This is a genomic window from Pseudoalteromonas sp. (assembly GCF_041613455.1).
Classification (GTDB): Bacteria; Pseudomonadota; Gammaproteobacteria; order Enterobacterales; family Alteromonadaceae; genus Pseudoalteromonas.
In genome coordinates this window covers 1-3228 of record NZ_JBFJHD010000287.1, presented here as the reverse complement: position 1 = coordinate 3228, position 3228 = coordinate 1, and the positions used below count along the sequence as shown (strand labels likewise).

Below are 3228 nucleotides of genomic sequence, written 5' to 3'. Positions count from 1 at the left end.
GCGCGCAGCGCCTCGGTGCTCTCTGTGGTGCAAAATCACTTGCGAAGCCCGAAGCCCGAAGCCCGAAGCCCGAAGCCCGAAGCCCGACGCCCGAGCATATTGAATTTTTAACTCGCTGAAAAATAAAACACCGCGTTTATTGCACTAAACGCGGTGTTTAATTTCACTAACCTGATACCTGATACCTGATACATGATACCTGATACCTGATACCTGATACCTGACAGCTATGTCTTAATCATCAATTTTTGCAAAGGCGGTGCCTAAACGTGTCACTGTTTCTGGTAATTGGTCGTCAAGAATATCGGCTTGATCTTTACCCCAAGCAAGCACCACGGTAGAGCCTAGTTTAAAGCGGCCCATTTCTGCGCCTTTTTTCAGGGTAATGGCATTATCGCCCTTGGTTGGGTAATTCCAACTAAACACATCGCTACCTGCGGGTGGTGTTACTGTACCAGCCCAAATAGTTTCGATGCTGGCAACAATCGTTGCGCCAACCAGTACCATGGCAAGCGGGCCGATTTCGGTTTCAAAAATAGCCACTACACGCTCATTACGGGCAAATAAATTAGGCACATTTTGCGCAGTCAGTGGGTTTACTGAAAACAAATCGCCCGGCACGTAAATCATTTTACTTAAGGTGCCGTTAATCGGCATATGAATACGGTGGTAGTCTTTAGGGGCTAAATAAATAGTGGCAAATTTACCGCCTAAAAAAGGCGCGGTGTCTTGCTCTGAGCCGCCCAGTAATGCCTGTAGGCTGTAGTCGTGGCCTTTGGCTTGAATTAACTGACCATCAACAATATCGCCAAGTTGGCTAATAGCACCGTCTACGGGGTGAATAATGATATCGTCACTTTCAACCATAGGGCGTACACCGTCTTTTAACGGACGGGTAAAAAATTCATTAAAGCTTTCATAATGAGCTGGGTCGGGGTATTTAGCTTCGCTCATATCTACTTTGTATTGCTTGATAAACAGTTTAATTAACGCGGTAGTTAATGCACCCGCTTTAGCGGCGGCGAGTTTTCCGACTACGCGTGAAATAAAGTGCTTTGGCATTGCGTACTGCATTGCAATTTTAAATTTATCTAAACTCACTGATTGTTCCCTAAATTAAACGCGCGGTGCTCGTGCACCGGCACGGCCATCGGCCATTGTTTCTAAAATTCGGTGGTAGCTGTCAAAGCGCAACTGCGAAATATCGCCGTCGGCCACAGCTTGTTTAATAATACAGCCTGGATCGTTTAAGTGTTTACAGTCTCTAAAGCGGCAGCCGCCAATAAATTCTCTAAACTCCTTAAAGCACCACGTTACTCGTTCAACTTCTAAATGCCATAAGCCGAATTCACGTATGCCGGGCGAGTCGATTAAATTACCGCCGGTAGGTAAATGGTGCAGGCGCGATACTGTGGTGGTGTGTTGTCCTAAGCCACTGTTTTCGGATACTTCTTTGGTTAGTATTTCCGCGTTGGGTAATACGGTATTGACCAGTGTTGATTTACCCACACCACTTTGGCCAACAAAAATATTATTTTTGCCCACTAAAATATCTTTTAATTCATCTATGCCTTCACCAGTAATGTTACTTACCAGCAATACTTGGTAGTCGAGATTACGGTAAATATCGAGTATCTGTTGAATTTCGCTTAAACCGTCGGCATCAATTAAATCGATTTTATTGAGCACTAAAATAGGCTCAATCCCCATATCTTCACAGGCGATAAGGTAACGGTCGATAATACTTGGCGTAAACTCAGGCAAGACTGCCGACACCATAAGTATTTGGTCTATATTGGCTGCAATAACTTTCACGCCGTCGTAAAAGTCGGGGCGGGTCAGTTGCGAACGGCGCTCTTGTGTAGCTTCAATCACACCGGCTAAGTCGCCTTCGCTTACTTTGGCGCGGCGAAATAATACTTCATCGCCACAGACTAGATTAGATACCGTGCGACGAATATTACAGCGCAGCACATCGCCATTAGCGGTCTCAACATCGGCATGTTGGCCAAAGCGACTGATCACAATGGCATTTTCAACCTGACCTAAATTATCGGTTTGCCATTGTTGCGCGCCTTTTTTGGCCGAGCGCTCGCTCGCACTGTTAATACGCTTTTGATGGTTGGCCTTGATCTGACGCGATTGGCCTTTACTTAATTTTTTCTGTTTTGCCATTGAGGCCTATAACCTTAGTTAAAAGTCGGCTTTTATTTAAAAAAGCTTTAGCTCGACGTATGATGCTAATATGATATATCGAAATGCGCTGGATCTAAAGGAAAGCACCGCTTAGGTAATTATGACTATTAATAAATCAAACTTAATTTGGCTCGATCTTGAAATGACCGGACTCGAACCTGAGACCGATAAAATACTCGAAATTGCAACCGTTGTCACTGATGCTGATTTGAATATATTAGCTGAAGGTCCCACGATTGCCATTCATCAAAGTGATGAATTACTTGATGGTATGGACGAGTGGTGTACAACTCAGCATGGCAAGTCAGGGTTAACTGCGCGCTGTAAGGCAAGCTCTTATGACGAGGCTTACGCTGTAGAGCAAACGCTGGCGTTTTTAAAGCAATGGGTGCCTGCTGGCGCTTCACCTATGTGTGGTAACTCAATAGGCCAAGACCGTCGTTTTATGAATAAGTATATGCGTGAACTGGAAGACTTTTTCCATTATCGCAACTTAGATGTTAGTACCGTTAAAGAGCTTGCACGTCGCTGGAAGCCAGAGGTATTAGCACAAGTGAACAAAAAAGGCTCACATCTCGCGCTAGACGACATTAAAGATTCAATTATGGAATTAAAGGTCTACAGAGAAAAGTTTTTTAATTTATAAAAAACACTTGCAAACACACGATATTATTGTAGAATCCTGCCCCGCTTAAGACGATAACCCCCGCGGGGTTAGTGTGTTTGAGTTGTTTAAATATAATGCGGCACTAGCTCAGTTGCCAGGATGTTGAACGCGACCCGTCGCGCAGCAACGGACAAATTACTGACTACTCTTTAATGCGGCACTAGCTCAGTTGGTAGAGCGCGACCTTGCCAAGGTCGAGGTCACGAGTTCGAGCCTCGTGTGCCGCTCCAATCTCTTATATTTCCCCATTGTTTTAAAAACTAACAAACCTACAAACTTACTCATAAAGTCATATAATTTAATACTCAACTTACTGTTTACTCAATCCCACTGCTGATAAGTAATAGTTACTTAATTGCTGACAG

The 3228-nt window shown here is 44.3% G+C and carries 3 protein-coding genes and 1 tRNA gene; 2 read left to right on the top strand and 2 right to left on the bottom strand.

Annotated elements, in window-relative coordinates; translation table 11 throughout:
• Positions 1-234: 234 nt before the first annotated feature.
• Together asd and rsgA are read right to left on the bottom strand one after the other, a co-directional pair.
• The gene (gene asd / locus ABYB02_RS16025) at positions 235-1101 is read right to left on the bottom strand and encodes an archaetidylserine decarboxylase (RefSeq protein ID WP_372763384.1); all 867 of its coding nucleotides are present in this window, start codon (positions 1099-1101) and stop codon (positions 235-237) included.
• Between the two features lie 15 nt (positions 1102-1116).
• Positions 1117-2175, bottom strand: a complete 1059-nt coding sequence (rsgA, locus tag ABYB02_RS16020) for a small ribosomal subunit biogenesis GTPase RsgA (protein WP_372763383.1) — start codon at positions 2173-2175, stop codon at positions 1117-1119.
• Between the two features lie 121 nt (positions 2176-2296).
• Between rsgA and orn the strand changes: the two genes are divergently transcribed.
• The gene (orn, locus tag ABYB02_RS16015; RefSeq protein ID WP_372763382.1) at positions 2297-2842 is read left to right on the top strand and encodes an oligoribonuclease; all 546 of its coding nucleotides are present in this window, start codon (positions 2297-2299) and stop codon (positions 2840-2842) included.
• Positions 2843-3017: 175 nt separating this feature from the next.
• Positions 3018-3093: transfer RNA gene (locus ABYB02_RS16010), tRNA-Gly, on the top strand.
• Positions 3094-3228 lie beyond the last annotated feature (135 nt).